The organism is Sterolibacterium denitrificans, from assembly GCF_900174485.1.
Taxonomy (GTDB): domain Bacteria; phylum Pseudomonadota; class Gammaproteobacteria; order Burkholderiales; family Rhodocyclaceae; genus Sterolibacterium; species Sterolibacterium denitrificans.
Window position 1 is genome coordinate 32949 of record NZ_LT837803.1, and the last position, 25844, is coordinate 58792.

The 25844-nt window shown below is 64.0% G+C and carries 25 protein-coding genes, 1 tRNA gene and 1 other RNA gene; 12 read left to right on the plus strand and 15 right to left on the minus strand.

What is annotated here, in order from left to right:
• Positions 1-3 precede the first annotated feature (3 nt).
• The 12 genes from SDENCHOL_RS00170 to SDENCHOL_RS00225 form a co-directional block, all read right to left on the minus strand.
• Positions 4-1743 (minus strand): peptidoglycan D,D-transpeptidase FtsI family protein, encoded by a 1740-nt coding sequence (locus tag SDENCHOL_RS00170; RefSeq protein ID WP_154715619.1) that lies wholly within the window; start codon positions 1741-1743, stop codon positions 4-6.
• Complete coding sequence (ftsL, locus tag SDENCHOL_RS00175) at positions 1740-2042, minus strand: cell division protein FtsL (protein WP_154715620.1); 303 nt, start codon at positions 2040-2042, stop codon at positions 1740-1742. The genes SDENCHOL_RS00170 and ftsL overlap by 4 nt, the downstream gene beginning before the upstream one ends.
• A gap of 82 nt (positions 2043-2124) precedes the next feature.
• Positions 2125-3054 (minus strand): 16S rRNA (cytosine(1402)-N(4))-methyltransferase RsmH, encoded by a 930-nt coding sequence (gene rsmH / locus SDENCHOL_RS00180; RefSeq protein ID WP_231912996.1) that lies wholly within the window; start codon positions 3052-3054, stop codon positions 2125-2127.
• A gap of 14 nt (positions 3055-3068) precedes the next feature.
• Positions 3069-3515 carry a division/cell wall cluster transcriptional repressor MraZ gene (gene mraZ, locus SDENCHOL_RS00185; RefSeq protein WP_154715621.1) on the minus strand — a complete coding sequence of 149 codons (447 nt, stop codon included), beginning with the start codon at positions 3513-3515 and terminating at the stop codon, positions 3069-3071.
• Between the two features lie 344 nt (positions 3516-3859).
• Positions 3860-4249: RNase P RNA component class A (gene rnpB, locus SDENCHOL_RS00190), an RNA gene on the minus strand.
• A gap of 86 nt (positions 4250-4335) precedes the next feature.
• Entirely contained in the window at positions 4336-6009 is a 1674-nt protein-coding gene (locus SDENCHOL_RS00195; RefSeq protein ID WP_154715622.1) for an FAD-binding protein, read from the minus strand.
• Between the two features lie 114 nt (positions 6010-6123).
• Positions 6124-7365, minus strand: a complete 1242-nt coding sequence (locus SDENCHOL_RS00200; protein ID WP_154715623.1) for a nitronate monooxygenase — start codon at positions 7363-7365, stop codon at positions 6124-6126.
• A 141-nt stretch (positions 7366-7506) separates the two neighbouring features.
• Positions 7507-9330, minus strand: a complete 1824-nt coding sequence (gene glmS, locus SDENCHOL_RS00205; protein WP_154715624.1) for a glutamine--fructose-6-phosphate transaminase (isomerizing) — start codon at positions 9328-9330, stop codon at positions 7507-7509.
• Positions 9331-9411: 81 nt separating this feature from the next.
• The gene (gene glmU, locus SDENCHOL_RS00210; protein WP_154715625.1) at positions 9412-10782 is read right to left on the minus strand and encodes a bifunctional UDP-N-acetylglucosamine diphosphorylase/glucosamine-1-phosphate N-acetyltransferase GlmU; all 1371 of its coding nucleotides are present in this window, start codon (positions 10780-10782) and stop codon (positions 9412-9414) included.
• A gap of 37 nt (positions 10783-10819) precedes the next feature.
• Positions 10820-11950, minus strand: coding sequence for a deoxyguanosinetriphosphate triphosphohydrolase (locus SDENCHOL_RS00215; RefSeq protein WP_197706794.1), 1131 nt, complete (start codon positions 11948-11950; stop codon positions 10820-10822).
• The gene (aroB, locus tag SDENCHOL_RS00220) at positions 11943-13034 is read right to left on the minus strand and encodes a 3-dehydroquinate synthase (protein ID WP_154715626.1); all 1092 of its coding nucleotides are present in this window, start codon (positions 13032-13034) and stop codon (positions 11943-11945) included. Before aroB ends, SDENCHOL_RS00215 begins: the two co-directional genes overlap by 8 nt.
• A complete protein-coding gene (locus tag SDENCHOL_RS00225) occupies positions 13022-13510 on the minus strand; it encodes a shikimate kinase (protein WP_154717303.1) in 489 nt (162 codons plus the stop codon). The genes aroB and SDENCHOL_RS00225 overlap by 13 nt, the downstream gene beginning before the upstream one ends.
• Before the next feature lie 210 nt (positions 13511-13720).
• Between SDENCHOL_RS00225 and SDENCHOL_RS00230 the strand changes: the two genes are divergently transcribed.
• The 4 genes from SDENCHOL_RS00230 to xerD all read left to right on the plus strand — a co-directional run bounded on the left by SDENCHOL_RS00230 (position 13721) and on the right by xerD (position 17010).
• The gene (locus SDENCHOL_RS00230; protein WP_154715627.1) at positions 13721-14434 is read left to right on the plus strand and encodes an HAD-IA family hydrolase; all 714 of its coding nucleotides are present in this window, start codon (positions 13721-13723) and stop codon (positions 14432-14434) included.
• 74 nt (positions 14435-14508) lie between these two features.
• Positions 14509-15579, plus strand: a complete 1071-nt coding sequence (locus SDENCHOL_RS00235; RefSeq protein WP_154715628.1) for a sulfotransferase family protein — start codon at positions 14509-14511, stop codon at positions 15577-15579.
• Positions 15580-15601: 22 nt separating this feature from the next.
• Positions 15602-16075, plus strand: a complete 474-nt coding sequence (locus tag SDENCHOL_RS00240) for a methylated-DNA--[protein]-cysteine S-methyltransferase (RefSeq protein ID WP_154715629.1) — start codon at positions 15602-15604, stop codon at positions 16073-16075.
• Positions 16072-17010, plus strand: a complete 939-nt coding sequence (xerD, locus tag SDENCHOL_RS00245) for a site-specific tyrosine recombinase XerD (RefSeq protein WP_154715630.1) — start codon at positions 16072-16074, stop codon at positions 17008-17010. The genes SDENCHOL_RS00240 and xerD overlap by 4 nt, the downstream gene beginning before the upstream one ends.
• A 19-nt stretch (positions 17011-17029) precedes the next feature.
• Here the strand turns inward: xerD and SDENCHOL_RS00250 are convergent, their stop codons facing one another.
• Entirely contained in the window at positions 17030-17386 is a 357-nt protein-coding gene (locus SDENCHOL_RS00250; RefSeq protein ID WP_154715631.1) for a dihydroneopterin aldolase, read from the minus strand.
• A 51-nt stretch (positions 17387-17437) separates the two neighbouring features.
• Between SDENCHOL_RS00250 and plsY the strand changes: the two genes are divergently transcribed.
• Entirely contained in the window at positions 17438-18079 is a 642-nt protein-coding gene (gene plsY / locus SDENCHOL_RS00255; protein ID WP_154715632.1) for a glycerol-3-phosphate 1-O-acyltransferase PlsY, read from the plus strand.
• Here plsY and tsaD read toward each other — a convergent pair.
• Together tsaD and SDENCHOL_RS00265 are read right to left on the minus strand one after the other, a co-directional pair.
• Positions 18076-19098, minus strand: coding sequence for a tRNA (adenosine(37)-N6)-threonylcarbamoyltransferase complex transferase subunit TsaD (gene tsaD / locus SDENCHOL_RS00260; RefSeq protein ID WP_154715633.1), 1023 nt, complete (start codon positions 19096-19098; stop codon positions 18076-18078). The genes plsY and tsaD overlap by 4 nt on opposite strands.
• Positions 19099-19132: 34 nt before the next feature.
• Positions 19133-19894, minus strand: a complete 762-nt coding sequence (locus SDENCHOL_RS00265) for a DUF2249 domain-containing protein (protein ID WP_154715634.1) — start codon at positions 19892-19894, stop codon at positions 19133-19135.
• A gap of 185 nt (positions 19895-20079) precedes the next feature.
• Between SDENCHOL_RS00265 and rpsU the strand changes: the two genes are divergently transcribed.
• The 7 genes from rpsU to SDENCHOL_RS00300 all read left to right on the plus strand — a co-directional run bounded on the left by rpsU (position 20080) and on the right by SDENCHOL_RS00300 (position 25781).
• Entirely contained in the window at positions 20080-20292 is a 213-nt protein-coding gene (rpsU, locus tag SDENCHOL_RS00270; protein WP_154715635.1) for a 30S ribosomal protein S21, read from the plus strand.
• A 128-nt stretch (positions 20293-20420) separates the two neighbouring features.
• The gene (locus SDENCHOL_RS00275) at positions 20421-20867 is read left to right on the plus strand and encodes a GatB/YqeY domain-containing protein (RefSeq protein WP_154715636.1); all 447 of its coding nucleotides are present in this window, start codon (positions 20421-20423) and stop codon (positions 20865-20867) included.
• 29 nt (positions 20868-20896) lie between these two features.
• Positions 20897-22699 (plus strand): DNA primase, encoded by a 1803-nt coding sequence (gene dnaG / locus SDENCHOL_RS00280; protein WP_154715637.1) that lies wholly within the window; start codon positions 20897-20899, stop codon positions 22697-22699.
• Positions 22700-22788: 89 nt separating this feature from the next.
• Entirely contained in the window at positions 22789-24903 is a 2115-nt protein-coding gene (gene rpoD, locus SDENCHOL_RS00285) for an RNA polymerase sigma factor RpoD (protein WP_420031041.1), read from the plus strand.
• A 15-nt stretch (positions 24904-24918) separates the two neighbouring features.
• Positions 24919-24995: transfer RNA gene (locus SDENCHOL_RS00290), tRNA-Ile, on the plus strand.
• Positions 24996-25164: 169 nt separating this feature from the next.
• Positions 25165-25440, plus strand: coding sequence for a type II toxin-antitoxin system Phd/YefM family antitoxin (locus SDENCHOL_RS00295; RefSeq protein WP_154715638.1), 276 nt, complete (start codon positions 25165-25167; stop codon positions 25438-25440).
• Positions 25440-25781: a type II toxin-antitoxin system RelE/ParE family toxin gene (locus SDENCHOL_RS00300; RefSeq protein ID WP_154715639.1), complete on the plus strand. Its 342-nt coding sequence runs from the start codon at positions 25440-25442 to the stop codon at positions 25779-25781. The genes SDENCHOL_RS00295 and SDENCHOL_RS00300 overlap by 1 nt, the downstream gene beginning before the upstream one ends.
• Positions 25782-25844: the final 63 nt, after the last annotated feature.

The window sequence follows — 25844 nt, forward strand, 5'->3', positions numbered from 1 at the left end:
TGCTCACATGCTCTCCTCGACGATCGGCGCATTGGCAGTCGCCGTCAGTGTTGTCAATGCCGATTGCGCATCGGCATCGGGCGCCACCCCCAGCGTGCGCAGGCTGCCCGCCATGACCTGTGCAAATACGGGCGCCGCCACCTCGCCGCCGTAGTAACCACCGGCCGTGGGCTCATCGACCATCACGGCGATGATCAGGCGTGGATCGGAAGCCGGCGCGAAACCCGCGAAGGAAGCGATGTATTTGTTGGTATAGCCCTGGCCGGCAAGTTTGCGGGCGGTACCGGTCTTGCCGGCCACGCGATAACCCGCCACCTGCGCCTTGGGCGCGGTACCGCCGGGCATGACCACGCTTTCCAGCATGGCCCGCACCTCGCGCGCGGTTTGCGCCGAAAACACCTGCCGGCCGCTGGTCGGCGAACGCTCCAGCCGCTCCAGCGACAGTGGAATCAAATCGCCATCGCGCGCAAAAGCCATGTAGGCATGCGCCAGTTGCATCAGCGTCACCGACATGCCATGGCCATAGGCCATGGTCGCCTGCTCGATGGGGCGCCAACTGGCGTAGGGACGCAAACGGCCGCCCACTTCGCCGGGGAAGCCGAGCTTGAGCGGCATGCCGAAACCCAGCGCATCGAACATGCCCCACATCTGTTCGGCCGGCAGGCTCAGGGCCATCTTCGCCGAGCCGACATTGGAGGATTTCTGGATCACCTGCGACACGTTGATCAAGCCGTAATTATGCGTATCGTGGATGATTGCCGGACCGATCTTCAGATGACCCGGTTCCGTCTGGACCAGGGTTTCGGGACGGAAGCTGCCCTTCTCCAGCGCCAGGGCGGCAGTGAATGGCTTCATCGTCGAGCCGGGCTCGAATGTGTCGGTGAACGCCCGGTTGCGCAGGCGTTCGCCCGAAAGCTGGCTGCGGTTGTTGGGGTTGTAGGTCGGCAGATTGACCATGGCCAGAATCTCGCCCTTCTTCGCATCGAGCACCACGATGCTGCCGGCACGCGCCTTGTGCTCGGTCACCGCGCGAAGCAGATTGGCATAGGCGAGGTACTGGATCTTGGCATCGATCGCCAGCGTGATGTCCCTGCCTTCCTGCGGCTTCCGGATGCTCTCCACATCCTCGACGATTTGCCCGCGCCTGTCCTTGATGACGCGCCGGCTGCCCGGACGGCCGGCCAGTTGTTCCTGGAAGGCCAGCTCGACGCCTTCCTGGCCGACATCCTCGGCGCCGGTAAACCCGAGCAGATGCGCGGTCACCTCGGCCGCCGGATAGTAGCGGCGATACTCGCGCTGTTCATTGATGCCCGGCAGCTTCAGGGCAGCCACCTTTTCCGCCACATCCGGCGCGACCTGGCGTTTGATGAAGACGAAATCGCGCTCGCTGCCCAGCTTGTGATTCAACTCGCGCACATTCATGTCGAGCAGGGCGGCAAGCTGGCGCGCCTGGGCCGGCTGCAGCCTGGCATCCTCGGGAATCGCCCAGATCGACTTGACCGGCGTCGACACCGCCAGCGCCTCGCCATGGCGATCGAGGATGCGTCCGCGCGTGGCCGACAGCTCGATGACGCGCGAGTAGCGCGACGCGCCCTTGCCCTGCAGGAAATTGCTTTCCATGATCTGCAGATTGAAGGACCAGCCGATCAGCAGCAGGAATGATGCAATCAGCACCAGCAGTACCAGGCGCGAACGCCACAGCGGCAGCGCCGTGGACAGGACGGGGCTGTGGACGAACTTCATCGTTCTTCGCCATCCCGCCGCATTGCCGCCCGAGGCCGGACGGCTTCGATCGTCACGATCTGGCCAGCCTCAGGCAACTTCATGCGCAGCTTGTTGCGCGCGATGGACTCGATGCGCGCATGGCTGGCCCAGGTACTCTGCTCGAGTTGCAATTGTCCCCACTCCACGTCCAGATCGCGCATGTGCGCCTGCTCACGCTCGATCTCGGTGACCAGCTTGCGGGCATGATGATTGGCCGACACCGTGCCAATGGCACAGATCACCGTAACCAGCAGCAGGAACAGATTCAGGCGCAGCATGGCTTGGATTCAGTGAGGATCAAGAAGTAAGGAGGAAGGCGAGGATGAGAAGCACGCGCCGCACCACCTTGCACCTCGCGCCTCACCTCTCGCTCCCCGCTGCCTTTTCCGCCACCCGCATGACTGCGCTGCGCGCGCGCGGATTGGCGGTCGTTTCATCCACGCCTGGGAACACCGGCTTGCCGACCAGCCGCAACGCCGGCCTGGGCAGTTCGGCGGCGCGTACCGGCAGTCGTGCCGGCAGATGCGGCGGCTGCGTCTGTTCACGCATGAAACGCTTGACGATGCGATCTTCCAGCGAATGAAAGCTGATCACCACCAGCCGGCCTCCCGGCGCCAGCCGCGCCACGCACTGCGGCAAGGCTAGCGACAGCTCCTCAAGTTCCTGATTGACGTGTATCCGTAGAGCCTGAAAGCTCCTTGTCGCCGGATGCTGGCCCGGTTCGCGCGTGCGGACGGCTTTTTCCACGAGCGCGGCAAACTGTCCAGTGGTTGCAATACCGTGCTCGGCCCGAGCAGCAACAACCGCCTTTGCAATCGCATGAGCAAACCGTTCTTCGCCATAGTCCCTCACCACCCTTTCTATTTCTTGTTGAGAAGCCCGTGCCAACCATTCCGCCGCGGTTTCGCCGCGGCTCGTATCCATGCGCATGTCGAGCGGTGCATCGAAGCGAAAACTGAAACCCCGGGCCGCTTCGTCCAACTGCGGCGACGAAACGCCGATGTCCAGCAGCACGCCATCGACCTGCCCGACCGCCAAACCATCCAGCGTCGCCGCAATCCCGCTGAACGCGGCATGCTGCAACGTGAAGCGTTCATCCTTCAGCGCGCTGCCGGCGGCAATGGCCGCCGGATCGCGGTCCAGCGCGATCAGTCGCCCCTGCGGGCCGAGCCGCGCGAGAATCTCCCGGCTATGCCCGCCGCGACCGAAAGTGGCATCGACATAAATGCCATCCGCCTTGATCGCCAGCGCTTCAACCGCTTCCCGCAGCAACACGGTCCGGTGCACCAGCGGCGCACCCTTGCTCACAGCGTCAAACTCTCCAGACCGGGCGGCAGCAGCTTGTCGCCCAACGCAAAGATCGCTTCCTGCTGCGCCTGCCAGCCGGCATCGCTCCATATCTCGAAATGACTGCCCTGGCCGACCAGCCATACCTGCTTCTCCAGCGCGGCGTACTGGCGCAGTTCCGCCGGCACCAGCAGCCGGCCGGCGGCGTCCATCTCGCTGTCGGCGGCAAAACCGACCAGCAGACGGCGCAGCATCGCGGACTGGGTTTCGAGGCTGGGCGCAGCGAGGATCTTGGCGCGAATCGGCTCCCAGGCCGGCGCCGGATACAGCAGCAGACAGCGGTGCGGATGGGCGGTGAGCACCAGGCGACCCTCGCCCAGCGCCTGCAGCGCGTCACGATGCCGCGCCGGGACGGCCATGCGCCCCTTGGCATCGAGATTCAACGCTGCCGCACCCTGAAACATGCCACCCCCGCTCGTCCTGGATCCCGAATTCAGGATTCAGAATCCGACACCTGCAACGGCCCATGGCCGCATCGGTACAGGCATCAGACCCCAAATTTCCCACTTTATTACCACTTGACCCCACTTCTTCCCACTCTAGTGGAGTTTTTTTGGGTGGTCAAGAGAAAATCGGATATTTTCTTTCGGGGACAATCACTTAGGCACGAAACGGAGAGTTTCCATGGAAAATTTTTCCATGGAAATCAATAGTGTTGGAAGCCAATTCAAAAGTGAAGTATCAGGACTTTCGGCGCAACCGGCCCATTGCCGACTCTCATATCGAGGTGGCAAACATCGCCGAGAAATTTGGAAGTCCGCCGATAAGCCGGGTTCTGTCGTGGGCAGTCATTCCTCTGGGCCCGCCGTTACCGACGGGCTCTAGCAGCCTACCCGGAAGCGACGCGAGCAACGTCATGGCTTCCCTATTTGGCCTTGCCCCGGATGGGGTTTGCCGTGCCGTCCGCATTACTGCGGCCGCGGTGAGCTCTTACCTCACCATTTCACCCTTGCCTGTGCCCTGCCTGGCCGAAACCCGACAAAGCCATCGGCGGTATCTTTCTGTTGCACTTTCCGTCGCCTTGGGTCACAGCTTGCGCTGCAACTTATAGCGCCCGGCCGTTAGCCGGCATCCTGCTCTGCGGGGCCCGGACTTTCCTCCATGAGCAAGTGCTCACAGCGACTGCCTGGCGGACTTCCGGACGAGATTTTAATCGAAGGACTGAGCGACAGCCAGCGTTGGGGACATGCGTCCCGATTCCGCCCACTCCGCAACGCGCCTGCCTCAGCCCGCCCGTTGCGCCGCGTGCCTGCCTGCCCGCCGCCCGCTGAACAGGCAATCGGCGAGCGACAATCCGCTGATGTAAGTGTGCGCACACAGGCCGACGGCGTTGCGGCCGGCGGCATAGAGGTTGGGGATCGGGCTGCCGGCAACATCGAGCACCAGGCCGCTTTCTTCGTTGACGCTGAGGCCGCCGAGGGTCAACGTCGGGCAGGGAAATTTCGAGCCGATGCCGATGTCGATCGCATAGCAGGGGCCTGCATCTCCCCCCCCGATGGCCACGCGGTACTTGTCGGTCTTGGCGTATTCGTCGGGCTGACCGTCGGCGATGCGCTGATTGTAGGCGCGCAGCGTCTTTCCCAGCGCGTCGGCCGGCACGCCGATCCTGCGCGCGAGCTCGGCGGTGGTCGCGGCCTTCTGCGTGCAACGGACGATGTACATCAGGGCCATCAGCTTCTGCACCAGCGCCAGCGTGTTGTCGCTGCGCAGTTGGGCCCAGGCTTCGTCCATCAGCGGCTTGTCGAGAATCAGCCAGCCGCGCCCGCCGCTCTGCTCCAGCATGACGTCGGCCACCGTGGCGCCGTAAAGCGCTTCGTTGCACAGGCGCTGGGCCTGCGTGCCGATGGCGATGGCCTTGAGCCAGGCATGCGGCGGCGCGTAGAAGCGCCAGTAAGTGAGGCGGTCGATGCGGCCCGTCGCCGCGCCGCGCGTGAGGCCGAGGCGAATGCCGCTGCCGTTGCAATCCTCGCCGAGGGCGTGCGGCGTGAGCATCGGCGCGCCCGTCGCCTGTTCGACCATGGCCCGGTTGAAAACGAAGCCGCCGGCACTCAGCACCACGCCGCGTTTCACGCGCACGGTCTGCTCGCGATCGAAAACCCTGAAGAGCTCTGCCAGCCAGCGCAGCGGCGCCCCCGTGCGCGGCATGCCGATGTTGAGCTTGCTCGCCGCCCAGTGCAACGCGCTGCGCAGGGCTTTCAGCGGCCCGCGCTGCGGCCCCAGCCGGTAGACCACGCCGATGAGATTGTTCCGCTCGTCCACGACCAGCCGCTGCACTTCGGCATAGCATTGCAGTTCGATGTTCGGGTGGCGTCGCATGGCCGCGAACAACGGGGACATCAGCGCGCCGCCGCCGAAGTAGCCGCCGCCTTGCGTGACGTGGCCGCGCGCCGCCGGCGTGGTGTTGGCGTTGTAGGGAGCGTAAGCTTCATTGCCGGAGTGGTACAGCCCCCAGGCGCCCCCCGGAAAGGAGTTCTTTTCCTTGTAGTAGCGGCTGCCGAAGCGCACACCGTGGCTTTCCAGCCATTCTAGGTTGGCCACGCTGTCATCGCAGAAGCGGCGCAGCGTGGCATCCGTAACCACGCCGCCGACCTGAATGCGCAGGTATTCGTACATGTTGTCCGGCGTGTCCTCGATGCCGGCTTCCTGCTGCTGGCGCGTGCCGCCGCCCGCATAGACGACGCCGCCGGACAGGCGCGAAGCGCCGCCGCCGGACAGACGATCGAGCGCCAGCACATGGGTGCCATGGCTCGCCGCTTCCAACGCCGCAGCGGCACCGGCCAGCCCGAGACCGACGACGACGACATCGACCTCGCGATCCCAGGCGTACTGCCCGGGATCGGCGACGACGAGGGGCTCGGCAACAGGAACGTGGCGGTTGGCGCGGCTATCGAACTTCATGTCAGTCCCGGCTATCTATGATCAATCTGCATACAACAAGGCCGGTTGCGCGGGCTGCGCAGCCGGCCGTTTGCTTCCCGGATCACACAACGGCCTCTCCCATCCGTCGATCCGTCAATCCGGCAGAGCGATCTGCTGGCCGTTGCTGAACTGATAATCGCGGAAGACATGCTCGGCCGTCAGCAACTGGTAGTTGCCGTCGGCCAGTCGGCGCGTGGTGTCCTTGAGACGGTAGGTGTAATGGCCGCAGGTCCAGCAATCGAAGTTGCGCATGTGGGTGCACAGGCAGGTCTTGTCCTCTACCGACAGCGTCTTGGTATCCGGATTAGCTTCGAGCGCCTTGTAGTAGGCGGTGATGTAGGCGCAGTTGCCGCCTTCCAGCAGATAGCCGAAGGCTTCGCAGTTGGGGCGGATGCCCGAGCCGATCGCCGGGCAGTGCTTCAGCATGCGCATCGGATAGCCCGTGGGTGAAAGGGTATTCACCACGATGTCCTCTTCCCCGGCCTTGAAGTACTCCTGCTTGACGTCGGCCGGCAGGCCGCATTCCTCGGTGATGGTGAAGCGCGTCGATACCTGCACGGCGGCCGCGCCATTTTCCAGAAAGCCCACCGCATCGCCGCCGGTGAAAATGCCGCCCGCAGCGATCAGCGGGATGTTCAGTTCTTCCTTTTTCAGCCAGGCCTGTATTTCGGCGGTGATGGTGGCCAGGTCGTATTGCGCCCAGTCCATGCCGAAACCCAGGTGTCCGCCGGCCAGCGGCCCTTCGACGACGACATAGTCGGGAAGACGCTGCAGGCGCGCAGTCTTGCGCAGGAACAACTGCAGGGCGCGCAAGGAGGAAACGATGATGCCCAGCTTGGCATCGCGAAACCGCGGATGATCCTCGATCAAGGCGAAGGAACCCAGATGCAACCCAGCCGACAGGGTGATGCCCTCGACGCCGGCATCCAGCGCGGCCTTCAGACGCACTTGCAAGGTCTCGCGCGGCGCGTTCATGGTCAGCTTTTCCATGCAGTTCACGAACACCAGACCCGGCCCGCGCTTGGCTTCCATGGTCCGACCGACGTGCAGGCGCTGGGCTTCGGCCAGCTCGCCCAGGTCGAACTTCACTTCCGACTTGTCGGAATTGGCGACGTTGTGCTTGTAGCGCTTCAGCTTGTCGCGCACATAGTGGGTCTTGAAACGCCGGTCGGCGACGGTTGGCACCATGGCATCCGAGATATGGCCGACCCCGCCCAGGCGGGCGACTTCCAATGCCAGGGCGGCGGTCGAAATATCGACGCCCATGCCCCCGATCATGATCGGTACCAATTCATGCCGGCCGAACTGCAGGCGGAAATCATCTACTCGTTTCATTCGTGTCCTTGTGCCTTCAAGTCTCCGGCAACACCGAAGACCCGGCTTGGTGCAGCACGCTGCCGCCACGGGCCGGCCGACCCGGAAGATTGTTCAAACTTGCGGAGTGTACACTATGTACACTATTTGGTCCTATTCGACCTACTCGACCGTCACCGACTTGGCCAGATTGCGCGGCTTGTCCACATCCGTGCCCTTGACCAGGGCCACGTGGTAGGAGAGCAGTTGCAGCGGCACCACGTGCAGTACCGGCGAGAGCAATCCGTAATGCTCGGGCAGGCGCAGGATGTGCACGCCGGCGCTGGCTTCCACGGCGCTGTCGGCATCGGCAAATACATACAGCTCACCGCCGCGCGCACGCACTTCCTGCAGGTTGGACTTGAGTTTTTCCAGCAGATTGTCGTTGGGCGCCACGGAAATCACCGGCATCGACTCATCCACCAGGGCCAGCGGACCATGCTTGAGCTCGCCGGCCGGATAGCCTTCGGCATGGATGTAGGAGATTTCCTTAAGCTTCAGCGCGCCTTCCAGGGCGATCGGATAATGCAGGCCGCGACCGAGGAACAGGGCATGCTGCTTGCCGGCAAAGTCCTGCGCCCAGGCGGCGATGGCCGGCTCCAGTTCGAGCACGTGCTTGAGCGCCAGCGGCAGGTGGCGCAAGGCCGTCAGGCATTCGCTCTCGTCATTCGCCGCCAGGCGTCCCTGTTGCTTGGCCAGCGTGGCGGCGAGCAGAAACAGCGCGGCCAACTGGGTGGTGAAGGCCTTGGTCGAAGCCACGCCGATTTCCATGCCGGCGCGAGTCAGGAAGCGCAGCGCGCATTCGCGCACGATGGCCGATTCGGCGACATTGCAGATCGCCAGGGTGCGCGTCATGCCGCGCGTCTTGGCGTGCTTGAGCGCAGCCAGGGTATCGGCCGTCTCGCCGGATTGCGAAATCGCCACCACCAGTTGATCGGGATCGACCACCGAGACGCGATAGCGGTATTCGCTGGCGATTTCCACGCTGCAGGGAATGCCCGCCAGTTGCTCGATCCAGTAGCGCGCCACCAACCCGGAATGGTAGCTGGTGCCGCAGGCGAGGATCAGCACCGAGCGGGTGCTGGCGAGCGCTTCCGGCGCCGCGGCGCCAAAAAGGTTGGCGCTGAAGCTTCGGGTCGCCGCGCTGCCGAGCATTTCCAGGGTATTCGCCAGCGCCACCGGCTGCTCGAAGATTTCCTTCTGCATGTAGTGCTGGTAGTTGCCCAGCTCGACGGCATCGGCCGACAGCGCGCTTTCATGCCGGGCGCGCTCGACGGGCTGCCCCGCCTGATCGACGATGCGCTGGCCCGTCGGACCCAGTTCGGCCAGATCGCCGTCCTCCAGATAGATCATCGTCCGCGTGACCTGCAGCAGGGCCGAGGCATCGGAAGCGGCATACAGGCCATCGGCCGCGATCCCCAGCAGCAGCGGCGCGCCCTGGCGGGCGACGACGATGCCGTCCGAGCCTTCGCGCAGCACGGCGATGGCATAGGCGCCGATCAGCCGTTGCGTGGCCAGCCGCACGGCCGCGAGCAGATCGTGGCAGGAAGCCAGCAGGGAATTGATCAGATGGGCGATGACTTCGGTATCGGTTTCCGAAGTGAACACATAGCCGACGTCGGTGAGCTGGCTTTTCAGCTCGGCATGGTTCTCGATGATGCCGTTATGCACCACCGCCAGACCGCTGGAAACATGCGGATGCGCGTTGCCTTCCGAAGGCACGCCGTGAGTCGCCCAGCGCGTGTGGGCAATCCCGATGGAAGCACTCAGGCCATCGGCCTGCGCCGCCAGTTCAGCCACCCGGCCGACGCTGCGCAGCCGGGTCAGCTCGGGCTTGAGCACGGCCAGGCCGGCCGAGTCATAGCCGCGATACTCGAGCTTGCGCAAGCCTTCGATCAACACCGGAACGACGTTGCGCCGGGCGACGGCAGCGACGATTCCACACATGTCATGTCCCTTTCAACATTTGGGCCGTGCCGGCCCGCGCGTTCGCACCTTCCGGCCGACGCCAGGATGCCGCATTTCTGGTCAGCTTTTCTTGTTCTTCACCGGCCGTTTCCAACCGGGCACCGTGGCCTGACGCGCCCTGGAAAGCGTCAGCGCATCGGCTTCGGCGTCCCTGGTCAGCGTCGTTCCCGCGCCCAGGGTGGCGCCGCGCCGCACGGTCACCGGCGCCACCAGCTGGCTGTCGGAGCCGATGAAGACATCATCCTCGATGATGGTGCGATGCTTGTTGGCGCCATCGTAATTGCAGGTGATGGTCCCGGCGCCGATATTCACCCGGCTGCCCACCGTGGCATCGCCCACATAGGCCAGGTGATTGGCCTTGGACTGGCTGGCGATGCTGCTGTTCTTCACTTCGACGAAGTTGCCGATATGCACTTCATCGGCCAGCGTGGTGCCGGGACGCAGGCGGGCATAGGGGCCGATCGCGTTATCCCTGCCGACGACGGCGGTATCGAGATGGCTGAACGCGGCAATGCGCGTGCCCGCCCCCACCGTGACATCCTTCAGCACGCAGTTGGGGCCGATCTCGACGGCATCGGCCAGTTCGACCCGGCCTTCGAACAGGCAGTTCGCGTCGATGAACACATCGCGTCCGCAAATGAGTTCGCCGCGCACGTCGATACGCGCCGGATCACACAGGCGCACGCCCTGCTCCAGCAATTGCGCGGCGATGTTGCGCTGATGAATGCGCTCCAGCGTCGCCAGTTGCGCCGGGCTGTTCACACCTTCCGTTTCCCAGGCATCCGCCGGCTGGGTCGAAGCGACGTTCAAGCCTTCGCCCACCGCCAGGCCGACGATGTCGGTCAGATAGTATTCGCCCTGGGCATTGGCGTTCCCCAGCGCCGGAAGCCAGCGCATCAGCGCCGCCGTCGAGGCGAGCAGGATGCCGGTATTGATTTCGCAAATCCGGCGCTCGTCGGGCGTGGCATCCTTGTCTTCGACGATGCGCTGGATCGCCCCGTCGGCAGCGCGGACGATGCGGCCATAGCCTTGCGGCTGCGCCAGCTCGGCAGTGAGCAGGGCCAGCCCGCCGCCATGGGACTGCGCCGCTGCGATCAGCCGCTGCAGGGTCTGGCTGCGGATCAGCGGCACATCGCCATACAGCACCAGCGTCGGCCGGGTCGGATCGAGGCAGGGCAGCGCCTGGAGCACGGCATGGCCGGTGCCCAATTGCTGCTCCTGCCTGACCCAGGTCAGGTCGGCAGCCGCCAGACGCTGGCGCACCCGTTCGCCGCCATGGCCATGCACCACGCAGATCGTCGTCGGCTTGAGCGCGCGGGCCGTGTCGATGACGTGGGCCAGCAGCGGCTTGCCGGCCAGTGGGTGCAGTACCTTGGGCAGCTCGGAACGCATGCGCTTGCCCTGTCCGGCGGCGAGGATGACGATGTTCATGAAAATCTTCCGGATGAACTGTGAAGTTGAACTGGGCTCAGATTTCACCGACGGCAAACAGCCGGCGATGCTCGCGGATGGCGTAGCGATCCGTCATGCCGGCGATGTAATCGGCCACGGCGCGCGCGCGGTGCCCTTCGGCCATCTGCCGGTATTGCGGCGGCAGCAGGGACGGCGTCGCCATGAAGGCGGCAAACAGATCGGTGATGATGCGCCGCGCCTTGTAGGTCATGCGCAGCACCTGGTAGTGGTGGTACAGATGGTCGCGCAGAAAGACTTTCAGCGCCTGCTGCAATGCATGCATCCGGCTGCTGTAGGCCACCAGCGGCGCGGCCGCCTGCACTTCGGCCAGGCTCCGCGGTGTCACGCGGGCCAGGTTTTCGCGCGTCGTGCGGATCAGGTCGACGACCTGGGCATTGATCATGCGGCGTATCGTTTCGTGAATGAAGCGCCGGCCGGCAATCTGCGGATATTCCCGCCGCACCTGAGCGGCATGCTCGGCATAGGCCTCGACCTCGGCCAGTTGCTCCAGCGTCAGCAGACCCGAGCGCAGGCCATCGTCGATATCGTGATTGTTGTAGGCGATGGCATCGGCCAGATTGCAGATCTGCGCTTCCAGCGAGGGCCGCCGGTCGTCGAGGAAGCGTTGCGCCACCGCGCCCAGTTCGCGCGCCCGCACCTTGGAACAATGCTTGAGGATGCCCTCGCGCGTCTCGAAGCACAGATTCAGGCCATCGAAAGCGGCGTAGTTCTCCTCCAGCACGTCGACGATGCGCAGGCTCTGCAGATTGTGCTCGAAGCCGCCATGCTCGCCCGCCATGCACTCGTTCAGGGCTTCCTGGCCGGCATGGCCGAACGGCGTGTGGCCCAGATCGTGCGCCAGGGCGATGGCCTCGGTCAGATCCTCATTGACCTGCAGAACGCGGGCAATGCCGCGGGCGATCTGCGCGACTTCCAGGCTGTGCGTCAGGCGCGTGCGGAACAGGTCGCCTTCATGATTGACGAAAACCTGGGTCTTGTACTCCAGCCGCCGGAAGGCCGTGGAATGCACGATGCGGTCGCGGTCGCGCTGGAACTCGCTGCGCGCTTCCGGCGCCGGCTCGGGATGCCGCCGCCCGCGCGAGTTGGCCGCGCTGACGGCATACGGCGCCAGCCGTTCGTCAGGCACAGCAGGCCTCGATGGCGGCGACGATGTCCGCGCGCGGCGCATCGGCATGGGTGACAGCCTCGCCGATCCGCTTCAGCAGCACCAGCCGCAGCTTGCCGGCGATGACTTTCTTGTCGTGCCCCATCAGTTCCAGATAGCGTTCGGCGCCCAGCGCGGCACCGCGCACCGGCAGGCCGGCGCGCGCCAGCAGACGGCGCACCCGTTCGACCTCATCCGCATGCAGCCAACCCAGACGGCGCGACAATTCGGCCGCCATCACGGTACCGGCGGCCACCGCCTCGCCATGCAGCCACTGGCCATAACCCAGCCCGGTCTCGATGGCATGGCCGAAAGTGTGGCCCAGATTCAGCAGCGCCCGGCCGCCTTCGCTGGCGGTTTCCAGCTCGTCGGCGGCGACGACTTCGGCCTTGTTCCGGCAGGAGCGTTCGATGGCATGCGCCAGCGCGGCGCCATCGCGCGCCACCAGCGCCTCCATGTGCGCTTCCAGCCATTCGAGGAACGGCAGGTCGCGGATCAAGCCATATTTGACGACTTCGGCCAGGCCAGCCGCCAGCTCGCGCGCCGGCAGGGTCTGCAGCGTATCGGTATCGGCCAGCACCAGTTGCGGTTGCCAGAACGCGCCGATCATGTTCTTGCCGCGAGGATGGTTGATGCCGGTCTTGCCGCCGACCGAGGAATCGACCTGGGCCAGCAGCGTCGTCGGCACCTGGATGAAAGGCACGCCACGCTGATAGCTGGCGGCGGCAAAGCCGCACAGATCGCCGATCACCCCGCCGCCGAGCGCGATCAGCGTGGTGCCGCGATCGCAGCGTTCGGCGAGCAGGCGATCGAAGATCCGGTTGAGCGTTTCCCAGTTCTTGTAGGCTTCGCCATCGGGCAGGATGATCTCGGCCACGGCAACACCTGCCGCCCGCAAGGGCGCGGCGAGCTTGTCCAGATACAGCGGCGCCACCGTCTCGTTGCTGACGATGGCCACCCGCGGCGTGCGCAGGTGGGGCGTGACGAGTGCCGCCTGGGACAGCAGGCCGCCGCCGATATGGATGGGGTAGCTGCGCGTCCCCAGGCTGACGTTCAGGCTGCGCATCGGCTGCGGACCTCATGTTCTATCAGTTTCACCATGTGCTGCGATCCGCCGCTGCTCTCGACGACGATATCGGCCACCGCGCGATACAGCGGATCGCGCTGGTCGTACAGTTCCTGCAGGCGCGCCAGCGGATCGGCCACCTTCAGCAGCGGACGGTTGTGATCATGCCGCGTGCGCTCATGCAGCAGCCGTGGCGGCACACACAGATAAACCACCAGGCCGCTGTTCGACAGGGCGATGCGATTGGCCGGATCGAGCACCGCGCCGCCGCCGGTCGCCACCACCAGGCCCGTCTCGGCGGCCAGCTCGGCAATCACCTGCGCCTCGCGCCGGCGAAAACCGCTCTCGCCCTCGATTTCGAAAATCGTCGGAATGCTGACGCCGGTGCGCGCCACGATCTCGTGATCGGCGTCGACGAAGCGCCGCCCCAGCCGCTTGGCGAGCTGGCGTCCGACGGTGGTCTTGCCGGCCCCCATGAGGCCGACGAGGTAGAGATTGCTGGCGTTCACCCCGCCATTCTAACGTGTAAGCCATGGCGATAGCCTCTCTCTGCCGGCAGCAACGGGGCAAACAGGCCGGCCTGCGGCAGCACGCGACAGAATGCCGTCATGATGAAATTTCGATTCACAGAAGAACGCAAGCAGTGAATAATCGGTATCCCATCACTTACTCCCTGGAGCCCGACCATGACTTTGCGCGCCCTGGTTTTTGATGTCGACGGCACGCTCGCCAACACCGAACGCGACGGACACCGTCCCGCCTTCAACGCCGCCTTCGCCGAAGTCGGCCTGCCCTGGCACTGGGACGAAGCCTTCTACGGCAAGCTGCTGAATGTCGCCGGCGGTCGCGAGCGCATACGCCACTATGCCGAACAGTTCGATCCAGCCACCTTCCAGCGTCCGGACTTCGATGCGCTGCTCGACCGCATCCATGCCATCAAGACCAGCAACTACCAGCGTCTGCTGGAAGCCGGCGCCATTCCCTTGCGCGCCGACATCGGCCAACTGATCTGCGATGCCCGCACCGAAGGCCTGCGGCTGGCGATTGCCTCCAGCTCGACGGCGCAGAACATCGTCAGCCTGCTGCGCGCCAATCTGGGGCCGCAAGCCGACAAGTGGTTCGAGGTCATCGCCGCGGGCGACGTCGTCACGGCAAAGAAACCGGCGCCCGACCTCTATCAGTGGACGCTGGCTTCCCTCGGCCTGCCGGCACGCGACTGCCTGGCCATCGAGGATTCGGCACACGGCCTGGCCGCCAGCCTGGCCGCCGGCATCCCGACCGTCATCACCATCAGCGACTACACGCTCAATGAGGACTTCGCCGGCGCGCGCATGGTTCTGGCGCCACACGAACAGCTCACGCTGGAGCGTCTGCGCACCTGGCACGCGGACGTGCAATAGCCGAATGGTTGATGGTTGAATGATCGGATACCCGGATAGCCACACTCCCCGCATTCGATCCACACCCGAATGACATGACGCCTCAAGATACCGCCGCCGAACTCGCCAGCGCCGCGCCCATCTTCATCCTCGGCAATGGCCGCTCGGGAACGACGCTGATGCGCTTCATGCTCAACGCCCATCCCGACATCCATATCAGCGAAGAGATCTGCTACCACTTCTGGCTGCGCAATTTCAGCGGCAGCTTCCGCCGGCGCCTCTACTGCTACTTTCATTCGTTCTCCTACGCCTGGCTGCGCATGGACCCGCAGGTGGTGCTGGACAAGCTGCCGGCCGAACTCGACTGGAAGGACTCGGCGCTGGTCTACCTGCGCATCCTGCAATGCAAGGCGGCGCAGTACGGCAAATCGCGCTATGGCGAAAAAGGTCCGCTGCTGACCGAGAGACTCGACCAACTGTTCCGTGAATATCCCCGTGCCCGCGTCATCCACATGGTGCGCGACCCGCGCGCCGTGGTGTATTCGCACTTCACCATGCCCTGGTCGACCTCCAGTTTTCTTGGCGCCAATCTCATGGTGCATGCCAACATGCGCGCCATCGCCAGACATGGCGAACGCATCCTCGCAATCAGGCTGGAGGACCTGCTTGCCCAGCCGGAAACCACGCTGCGCAAGGTGCTCGACTTCGTCGGCGTCGAATGGAGCGACAACGTCCTGCGGCATGCCGAACATCTGCCGGAGAATGACGGCATCCCCTTCCCCTGGCTGATGGAAGCCTCGCGCCGGCCGAAACAAAAATCATTGAACTGGCAGGAAGCCATTCCGCCCGCCTGGATCCGCCTGACGGAAACCATCAATCGCCAGGCCTTGTCCACCCATGGCTATGCGCCGCATCCCTTGCCGCATGAACCGGGCGTGCCGGCAAAAATTTGTGCGCTCATCGCCGACTTGCCGCAGCTCTTCCTGACCGGCTGGCGTTACATCCGCATGGTGGTACGCTTCATCCTGCTGTCGAAAACCGATGCGCGCGGCTTTCAGACGCTGCTGCACAGCCTCAACCCGGCCGCCTGGCAACGCCAGCCCGAGTGGAACAGCGACCTGCCCGCGCCGCCGGCCGTGCGCTCGCCCGAACGATTGCTGAAATGATTTCCCCCTACGGAGGTGCCTCATGACCGACTACCAAGCCATCGTTGCCGCGCCCGGCTTTGCCCTGGGCGTGCGCTGCAGCGCGGATGAAATCCTGGAGATCGAGTTTCTGCCGGCCTGCCAGGAAGTCAAGCCGCAAACCCTCCTGGCAAAAGAAGCCGTACGCCAGTTGCGTGCCTGGCTGAAAGACCCGCAATTCGAATTCACCCTGCCGCTGGCACCGGCCGGCACGCCGTTTCAGCGCAAGGTATGGGCGCAGATCAGCGCCATCCCCTGTGGCCAGACGCGCAGCTATGGCGATCTGGCCGAGCGCATCGGCAGTGCGCCGCGTGCCGTCGGCGGCGCCTGCGGCGCCAATCCCTATCCGCTGGTCGTGCCCTGTCATCGCGTCGTCGCCAGGGATGGTGGACTGGGCGGCTTCAATCGCGAACGCGGCGGGCTACTGCTCGACATCAAGCGCTGGCTGCTGGCGCACGAAGGCATGCGCCAGCAATGACCCCGTCGGCAGCGGATGCCGCACTGCTCGACCAGTTCACCGATACGCTCTGGCTCGAGGATGGGCTGGCAAAGAACACCCTGGCCGCCTATCGCAGCGACCTGGCGTTGTTTGCCGGCTGGCTGGCAGCGCAGGAAAGCAATCTGCTTGCGGTTGCCGAAGACGACATCCGCGCCTATCTCGCCAGCCTGCACCGGAACCCCGCGCGCCCTCCGCCCAGGCCGGCCAGCCAGCGCCGCCTGCACGCCGCGCTGCGGCGCTTCTACCGTTTCCTGCTGACCCAGGGACGCATCCTGCATGACCCGATGCTCAACATCGAGCAGCCCCGCTTGCCGCAACGTTTTCCCAAGACGCTGGGCGAGATCGACGTCGAAGCCCTGCTCGCCGCGCCCGACACGGACACTGCGCTGGGGCTGCGCGATCGCGCCATGCTGGAACTGCTCTACGCCAGCGGCCTGCGCGTCAGCGAGCTGGTGAATGTGAAGCTCTTCGAGCTGAATCTCGACGAAGGCGTGGTGCGCGTGCGCGGCAAGGGAGACAAGATGCGCCTGGTGCCGCTCGGCGAGGTCGCCGCCGGCTGGCTGACGCAATACCTGCAGGATGCGCGGCCGGCGCTGCTCAAGGGACGCGCCTGCGACGAAGTCTTCGTCGCCACGCGCAACCAGGGCCGCCGCGACAAGCCGGCCGGCGGCATGAGCCGGCAGATGTTCTGGACGCTGGTCAAGCGCTACGCGCTGCAGGCCGGCATCCGCAAACCGATCTCGCCGCACGTGCTGCGCCACGCCTTCGCCACCCATCTGCTGAATCACGGCGCCGATCTGCGCGTCGTTCAGTTGCTGCTGGGTCACGCCGATATTTCAACGACGCAGATCTACACCCACGTCGCCCGCGAACGCCTCAAGCAACTGCACGAAAAGCATCACCCGCGCGGCTGACGCCATACACCCTGCGCCATCAGCTTGCGCCCTTGCTGCGCTCGATCTGCACGCCGACGCGGCGCACGCCTTTCATGATGCCCAGCTTGGCAATGGAGATCTTTACCCAGGGCGCGCCGAAGTCATCGAGCATCAGCGCGATGACGTATTCGCCGAGCGTCTCCAGCAGGTTGAAATGGCGCTCGGCAAGTTCCTGGCGGATGCGCTCGATCACCGCGTCGTAGCGGATGGTGTCGGCGATGTCGTCGTTCTTCGCCGCCGCATCGGGCACGCCGAAGGTCAGGCTGATTTCCAGCGTCTGCGCCGCCGCCCGCTCGCGCGGGAAAATGCCGACATGCGCGTCGACGCGCATGTCGTCGATGAAGATGAAGTCCATGATGGCCAAATTCGTTAAAATTGCCGCTATTTTACTTTTGGACCTCGACCCATGGGTGGCGGCAGCATCGGTTCCCTGATTCCCGCGGCGTACCTGCCGCTGTTCTTCATCGTCGCCGGCTATCTGCTCGGCTCGCTGCCTTTCGCCATCATCACCACCCGACTGTTCGGCATGGCCGACCCGCGCAGCTACGGCTCGGGCAATCCGGGCGCGACCAACGTGCTGCGTTCGGGCAACAAGCTCGCCGCCGTATTGACGCTGCTCGGCGATGCCGTCAAAGGCTGGCTGGCGGTGTGGCTGGCGCAGCACTTCGGCGCCGAGGCCGCCAACCCGACGACCATCGCCGCGGTCGGCTTCGCCGCCCTGCTCGGCCATGTTTTCCCGGTCTTCATCGGCTTCAAGGGCGGCAAGGGCGTGGCCACCGCCGCCGGCGTCTTCCTCGGCTTCAGCGGTCTGCTGGCGCTGGCCTGCATCGGCGTCTGGCTGGCCGTTGCCGTGATCACGCGCTATTCCTCGCTGGCGGCCATCTGCGCAGCGCTGGCCGCGCCCCTGTTCGGCTGGTGGCTGCTCGACGTGCCGCAGGCCGTGGCATTGGCCGGCATGAGCCTGCTGGTGATCTGGCGCCATCAGCAGAATATCCGCAACCTGCTGGCCGGCACCGAAAGCCGCATCGGCAGGAAAAAACCGGCCTAGCCCGGCTGCAGCAGTTCCTGCAACGGCCAGCGCGGGCGAACCGAAAACACGCCGGAACACGCCGGCTCGGCGCCGGCCAGCAAGCGCTGGGCACCGCAGAAAGCGATCATCGCGCCGTTGTCGGTGCACAGTTCCAGCTCGGGGTAATACACCCGTACCCCGGCCTGAGCGGCGGCGGCGTTCAATTGCTCGCGCAGGCGCAGATTGGCGCCGACGCCGCCGGCGACGACGAGCCGTTTCATGCCGCTGGCGCGCACGGCAGCCATGGCCTTGGCGGCCAGCACTTCGCTCACCGCCTCCTGAAACTCCGCCGCCAGATCGGCGCGGGCGGCATCATCGAGTGTCTGTTTGCGCACCGCCGTCAGCACGGCCGTCTTCAATCCGGAAAAGCTGAAATCGAAATCGCCGCTGTGCAGCATCGGCCGGGGCAGCTTGAAGCGGCCTGGGCGTCCCCGCGCGGCAAGGCGCGCCAGTTGCGGGCCGCCGGGATAGCCGAGCCCCAGCAGCTTGGCGGTTTTGTCGAAGGCTTCGCCGGCCGCATCGTCGAGCGATTCGCCGAGCAATTCATAGGCGCCGACGCCGGTCACGCGCATCAGTTGGGTATGGCCGCCGGAGACCAGCAAGGCGATGAAGGGAAACGCCGGCGGATCGGCCGACAGCAGCGGCGAGAGCAGATGACCTTCGAGGTGATGCACCGGCAGCGCCGGTATGCCGCGCGCCACGGCCAGCGAGGCGGCGAAACTGGCGCCGACCAGCAGCGCGCCGGCCAACCCCGGCCCCGCCGTATAGGCCACGGCATCGACCTCGGCCAGCGTGGTCTGCGCCTGTTCGAGCACCTTGCGCAGCAAGGGCACCAGCCGGCGGATGTGGTCGCGCGATGCCAGTTCCGGCACCACGCCGCCGTAAGCCTCGTGCATGGTCACCTGGGTATGCACGGCATGGCCGCGCAGGCCGCGTTCGGTGTCGTAGAGCGCGACGCCGGTTTCGTCGCAGGAGGATTCGATACCGAGGACTTTCATCCGGCCATTTTACCTGCCGCGCCAGGCCGGACGCTCACTCACCGGCGCATTCGCGAGTCTTGGCGACCCTGACCCGCCAGACCTCGGGGCCGCTTTCCAGATACTCCCAACTGAAGGGAATATTGCTCTCGGCTTCGATCTGGTAGTACAGCGGCTTGGGATCATGATCATTGATGAACACGAAAGCCTGACCCGGCTGCAATCCGGCAAAGGCGCCGAAGAAGATGTCATGGCGCTCGGCCGGGCCATGCGCGCGGACATCGTATTCGGCGACGATCCGCAGCGCTTCCCGGCTGGCCTGCTGCGCCTGCTTGAGGATATGGGCGACATAGTTGCCCGCCTCGTCCTGCCGCACCGTCCACACATGCTGGCCGGCAAATTTCTGCTTGAAGATAGCCAGAATGTCGTCCGGCTCGCTGGTCGCGATGAGTTCCATGGTATCGCCCTCTTCCATCATGCCGTAGCGATGGAAGACCACATGCTTCCGATCCCCGGCAGCGATCTTGCGCAAATCCATCAGGGTCGAAATATCGGTGAATTCACGGCCCTGGGAAGCTTCCAGCCGGGTCACCCGCACCTGCCAGTCGATGCCGCCCCGCTTCAGGTAATCCCAGCCCACCACATCGCCGTGGATGGAACGGAACTCGTAATACAGGGGCAGGGGATCATGATCATTGATGAAACAGAAACTCTCGCCCACCGGCAATTCGGCGAACATCCCGAGCAGCATCCTGTGGCGCTCGATCGGCACGAAGACGCGGACATCGAGCGCTTCGGCAACAGACTGGCTGGACATGGCAGAATCCATTCACGATAAAGATGTATAAATAATAGTTCTTAAGTGACAACCGTGCAAACCTGTCTTGCAGGAATCCCCTTGTAAGAATCCTTGCGGGAATAAATACCCACAAGCCCCTCGACTGCCAGAAAAAACATGGTTATAATGGCCAGCTTTCCGCTCCGATTAGGAAGTTACGACACATGCCTGGTATCCGCGTCAAAGAAAACGAGCCGTTCGAGGTCGCCATCCGCCGCTTCAAGCGCACCATCGAAAAGACGGGCGTCCTGACCGAGTTGCGCTCGCGCGAGTTTTACGAGAAGCCCACCTCCGAGCGCAAGCGCAAGCTGGCGGCCGCCGTCAAGCGCCACCACAAGCGCATTCGCAGCCAGATGCTGCCGCCGAAGCTTTACTGAGCCGAACCGGACCGTACCGCTGCTTCTCCGATCGCCGGCACCGCGCAAGCGCTGCCGGCTTTCGTGTTCTCAAGCGCTGACTGTTTTCATCTTTCTCACATTCCTGTGATTTCGATCGAGGAGTCCGTATGTCGCTCAAGGAACGCATCAACGAAGACATGAAATCCGCCATGCGCGCTCGCGAATCCGCGCGCCTTGGCGCGATCCGCCTGCTGCTGGCCGCCATCAAGCAGAAGGAAGTCGACGAACGCATCGAGCTCGACGACGGCGCAATCATTGCCGTGATCGACAAGATGCTCAAGCAACGCAAGGACTCCATCGAGCAATACCGCAAGGCCAACCGCCAGGATCTGGTCGATGCCGAACAGTTCGAAGCCGACCTGCTGACCACCTACATGCCGCAAGCCCTGTCGGCCGGCGAAATCGACGCCATCGTCACCGCCGCCATTGCCGCCAGCGGCGCGCACACCATGCAGGACATGGGCAAGGTGATGGCCATCGCCAAACCTCAACTGGCCGGCCGCGCCGACATGGGGGCGGTCTCCGCGCTGATCAAGGCCCGGCTGACGGCCTGAGCCGAGCGCCACGCTGGCCGTCGGCTGCGATGATCCCGGATTCCTTCATCCAGGAACTGCTCGCCCGCATCGACGTGGTCGATGTCGTCGAGCGCCATGTCCCGCTGAAAAAGGCGGGCGCCAACTACAGCGCCTGCTGCCCGTTCCATTCCGAAAAAACGCCCTCCTTCACCGTCAGCCCGAGCAAACAGTTCTATCACTGCTTCGGTTGCGGCGCGCACGGCAGCGCCATCGGCTTCCTGATGGAATACTCGGGACTGGGTTTCGTCGATGCCGTCGAAGAACTGGCCGCCAGCGTCGGTCTCAAGGTGCCGCAGCAAGCCGCCGCCCAGCGGCATGACGCGCACAAAATCGCCCCATTGACCGACTACATGGCGCGCGCGGCGAAATACTACCGCGAGCAGTTGAAAGCCAGCCCACGCGCCATCGATTACCTCAGGAAGCGTGGGCTCTCCGGCGAGATCGCCGCGCGCTACGGCCTCGGCTACGCCCCCGACGGTTGGCAGAACCTCGAAAGCATCTTTCCCGGCTACGGCAAGGCGCAAGAACCGGCCGAATGCGGCCTGGTCATCGACAACGAGCAGGGACGCCGCTACGACCGCTTCCGCGATCGCATCATGTTTCCCATCCTCGACCAGCGCGGCAACGTCATCGGCTTCGGTGGCCGCGTTCTCGACAAGGGCGAACCGAAATATCTCAACTCGCCGGAAACGCCGCTGTTCGAGAAAGGCCGCGAACTGTACGGCCTGCCGCAGGCACGCAAGGCGATACGCGAAGCGAATGCGGCCATCGTCGTCGAAGGCTACATGGACGTGGTCGGGCTGGCGCAACTCGGCGTGGAAAACGTGGTGGCCTCGCTGGGCACGGCAACCACCGGCATGCACCTGCAAAAGCTGTTCAAGCTGACCGATCGCATCGTCTTCTGCTTCGACCGCGATGCCGCCGGCGACAAGGCCGCCTGGCGCGCCATGGAAATCGGCCTGGAACATCTCGCCGACAACAAGAGCATCGAGATCCTGCAAATGCCCGGCAATCAGGACCCGGACGAATTCATCCGCGAGCACGGCAAGGACGCCTTCCTCGCTCAGGCACGCAGCGCAACAAGGCTCAGCGAGTTCATGGTCAAGCAGCTCGAACGCCAGACCAAGCCGTACACCGCCGAAGGACGCGCCCAGTTGATCCACGCCGCCAAGCCGCTGTTGCAGCGGGTAAGCGCCCCGGTATTGCGCGTCCAGCTGACCAAGGCCATCGCCGATCTCGCCCAGCTCAGCCAGTCCGAGGTGGAGGCGGCCTGCGAACTCAAGCCGCTCAGTCTGCGGCGCAGCGCCCCGCCACGCGCGACCCAACGGCCGGCGGCGCGTTCGATCGAACACCAGTTGCTGGAAAACATTCTGCATCATCCGCTGCGGGCAACCCGGCTGCCCCTGGACCTGGTTGCCGGCAACACGCCCGAGGAAGCCGCGCTACGTGCCATCGCCGACGCCATCGATCACGGCGAACTGCTGGTGAGCAGTGGCCCGGGCGCTGCCCAGATGGGCATGCTAATCGAATATTTCCGCGGCAGCGAGCATGAGGCGACCCTGACCCAGTACGTCAGCGCGCTGGCAAGCGGCGGGATCGACGAACAGGCCGGCGCCAGCGCCGGAGAAGCGATGGAAATCGAATTCAACGACGCGCTGGAGCGCTTGCGTCAGGCGCATCTGACGCGGGAAATCGCCATGCTGACGCACAAGGAACGCAACGGCGGCCTGTCAGTCGAAGAAAGACGCCTGTTTGCCGACCTGCTGGCGCAGAAAAACGCCGCCGCAGCAAAACCCCGTCAAAGGGGCTAAGTTAATGTATAATCTCCGGTTTTCCAAAATCTGTGCTGGTCAATGCCGACCTGGGCGCGCGCCCGTTCCGAGCATCCGGCAGTGAGGACATAATGGCCAAGGAAACAGCAAAATCCACCAAGACAGCCGCCAAGAAAACCGCTGTCAAGGAAAAGGAAAAAGTTCTGGCGAAAGCTGCTTCCAAGCAGAAGCCCGCGCCCAATGCCGCCGCCAAATCCGCCAAACCCGCAAAGCCTGCGAAGGTTGCGGCGGTCGAAACGCCCGTGGACACCGCCGCCACTCCCAGGCCGGCAGCGGACAAAGGCAAAAAGTCCTCCGGCAAGCGCGGCAAGGACAAGCTCATGCTGTCCTTGCCCTCCGTGGCGCCACTCGATCTGGATGCCCGCCGCACCCGTCTGAAGAGCCTGATCACCCTCGGCAAGGAACGCGGTTATCTGACCTATGCCGAAATCAACGACCACCTGCCCGACGATATGATCGACGCCGAGCAGATCGAGTCGATCATCAGCACCTTCAACGACATGGGCGTGCAGGTTTACGACGAGGCGCCCGATGCCGAAACCCTGCTGCTGACCGAAGCCACGCCGGCCGTCGTCGATGCCGCCGAAGTCGAGGAGCAGGCCGAACAAGCGCTGTCCACCGTCGACTCCGAGTTCGGCCGCACCACCGACCCGGTACGCATGTACATGCGCGAGATGGGCACGGTCGAACTGCTCACCCGCGAAGGCGAAATCGAAATCGCCAAGCGCATCGAGGACGGCCTCAAGCACATGATCATGGCCATTTCGGCTTGTCCGACGACCATTGCCGAGATCATCGACATGGCCGGCAAAGTGGCGCGTGATGAAATCCGCATCGATGAACTGATCGACGGCCTGATCGACCCGAACCAGCCGGACGATTTCGACGCCATGAGCGACGACGAAGACATGGCTGGCGACATCGACGACGACGACGATGGCGGCACAGCCATCGCCGCAGCACTCTCCAAGCTCAAGGAAGACGCGCTGGAACGCTTTACCGTCATCGTGCATCTCTACGAGAAGATGCGCACCGCGCTGATCAAGAAAGGTTCGCAGGACCGCACCTATCTCAAGCTGCGCCAGCAGATCACCAATGAGCTGATGAACATCCGCTTCACCGCCAAGTCCACCGAGCGCCTGTGCGACTCGGTGCGCAACATGGTCGAGGACATCCGCAAGCATGAGCGCAAGATCCTGCAACTGTGCGTAGACAAATCGCACATGCCGCGCCAGCACTTCATCAAGGTATTTCCCGGCAACGAAACCAACCTCGAATGGCTGAAACAGGAAATCTCCTCCTCGAAATCCTACGGCAGCCAACTGATGCGCGCCGCCCCGGCGATCATCGAAGAACAGCAAAAGCTCATCGAACTGCAGGCGCGCGTCGGTCTGCCGCTCAAGGAACTCAAGGACATCAACAAGCAGATGACCACCGGCGAAGCCAAGTCGCGCCGCGCCAAGCGCGAAATGACCGAAGCCAACCTGCGCCTGGTGATTTCCATCGCCAAGAAATACACCAACCGCGGCCTGCAGTTCCTCGACCTGATCCAGGAAGGCAACATCGGCCTGATGAAGGCGGTCGACAAATTCGAATACCGCCGCGGCTACAAATTCTCGACCTACGCCACCTGGTGGATCCGCCAGGCCATCACCCGCTCGATCGCCGACCAGGCGCGCACCATCCGCATTCCGGTGCATATGATCGAAACCATCAACAAGATGAACCGCATCAGCCGTCAGATCCTTCAGGAAACCGGCTCCGAGCCCGATCCGGCCACGCTGGCGATCAAGATGGAAATGCCGGAGGACAAGATCCGCAAGATCCTCAAGATCAGCAAGGAACCGATCTCGATGGAAACGCCGATCGGTGACGACGACGATTCCCACCTCGGCGATTTCATCGAGGACGCCGTCACCCTGGCTCCGGCCGAGGCGGCGATGTACACCGGCCTGCGCGAAGTCACCAAGGACATCCTCGACAGCCTCACCCCACGCGAAGCCAAGGTACTGCGCATGCGCTTCGGCATCGAAATGAACACCGACCACACGCTGGAAGAAGTCGGCAAGCAGTTCGACGTCACCCGCGAGCGCATCCGCCAGATCGAGGCCAAGGCCCTGCGCAAGCTGCGCCACCCGACGCGCTCGGAAAAACTGCGCAGCTTCCTCGACTCCGAAACCTGAACCCGCAAAATCACCGGGCCCGTAGCTCAGTTGGTTAGAGCAGAGGACTCATAATCCTTTGGTCCACGGTTCAAGTCCGTGCGGGCCCACCAATATTCAAGAAGCCAGCCTCGCGCTGGCTTTTTCTTTATCTGCCGCAGACTCCACTGGCTAGCTCATCGCCTTCAATTCCTTGATGGTGCCACCGCATCCGATTCGGACATCTTGTCACAAGACCATAAAAAGACTACATTAAGCCCAGACTGAATCTGGAGTACTGTCATGCGCTATTCATCACAAGTCAAGCCGATCAGCTACCTCAAAGCCAACGCTGCCGAGGTTCTGGCGCACCTTGCGGAGCAACGTGAACCCATGGTCATCACCCAAAATGGTGAAGCCAAGGCTGTCCTGCAGGACGTCGCCTCGTTCGAAGAAACGCAGGAAACCCTGGCGCTGCTGAAAATCCTCGCACTCGGCAACCAGGATGTAACCGCAGGCAAGGTCAAACCCGTGGCCGACGTCGTTGCCCGCCTTCGCGCCAAGCGAGCCACAGTCTGATGGCTGGCGCACCGGCCAAATTCAAGGTACTGCTTACCAAGGGGGCAGAGCAGGACCTGGAGTCCATCCACGACTACATCTCCGAGTTCGACTGCGTGGCCAACGCCAACTACGTGTTGGATGCGCTGATGAACGTTGTGGAGAGCCTGTCGAAATTTCCGGAGCGTGGCAGCTACCCGAAGGAGTTGACCGGACTCGGCATCAAAGAATACCGCCAGACCTTCTTCAAGCCGTACCGTGTGATTTACCGCATCACAGGCAGCCAGGTCATCATCTACCTGATTATTGACGGGCGCCGTGATATGCAATCGGTACTGGCTCGGCGCTTGCTCGGCGCTTGACCCGCACCAGTGCTCATTGGCCCCAATAGCGAATAGTTTGGTTGCAATCCCGCACCACCAAAC